The organism is Marinicella rhabdoformis (assembly GCF_009671245.1).
In the GTDB taxonomy this organism is placed as follows: domain Bacteria; phylum Pseudomonadota; class Gammaproteobacteria; order Xanthomonadales; family Marinicellaceae; genus Marinicella; species Marinicella rhabdoformis.
In genome coordinates this window covers 1-518 of sequence record NZ_VTFS01000012.1, presented here as the reverse complement: position 1 = coordinate 518, position 518 = coordinate 1, and the positions used below count along the sequence as shown (strand labels likewise).

Annotated in this window: 1 protein-coding gene; it reads right to left on the bottom strand. The window is 42.7% G+C overall.

Features of this window, described 5'->3' with window-relative positions; genetic code table 11:
• Nucleotides 1–106: 106 nt before the first annotated feature.
• Nucleotides 107–487: a hypothetical protein gene (locus FET73_RS15025; RefSeq protein WP_154224791.1), complete on the bottom strand. Its 381-nt coding sequence runs from the start codon at nucleotides 485–487 to the stop codon at nucleotides 107–109.
• Between the last annotated feature and the right edge of the window lie 31 nt (nucleotides 488–518).

Below are 518 nucleotides of genomic sequence, written 5' to 3'. Positions count from 1 at the left end.
CTAACGCCCGCCTCAACTGCCGGAGGCCAATGGCGCCTTTTGTGCGGTTTTTTGCACAAAAGGCGCCATTGGCCGGAGGTCAGATTGCAGGCGCTTGTTAAGTTTTTTACTGCTCATACTTCCGCAGTTTTTTGTACACCCAGCTATCTAATTGCTCAGCGCTGATTTTTGAATAGCCCTCAATGTCTGGCTCAAAACTGATTAAATCATCTAAGATTCCAAGCGCACACATTTTAGATATCTGGTTATCTGCCTGCTCTGCAATAGCAATTATTATATCTAATGCAGCCTGAATCGCAGGGTAGTAAGTTCCAGCATGATCATTTCCAATTGTTGATAAGACCATGTGACCTACACAGTTAGCTTCCCCAGTATCGGAAAGAGTAGCAAGCTTCATTAATGCTGGACTAACATCCTCAGGCTTATACCACGGAGAGCCTGAGTACTCTTCCCAATCTATTTTTTTGATTCTCTCAAGTACGCTCATACTTTCCAATGAAACTTAACAATTTATTAAA

Coding starts and splice junctions, on each gene's coding strand:
- FET73_RS15025 (WP_154224791.1), bottom strand. CDS start 487: ATGAGCGTACTTGAGAGAATCAAAAAAATAGATTGGGAAGAGTACTCA.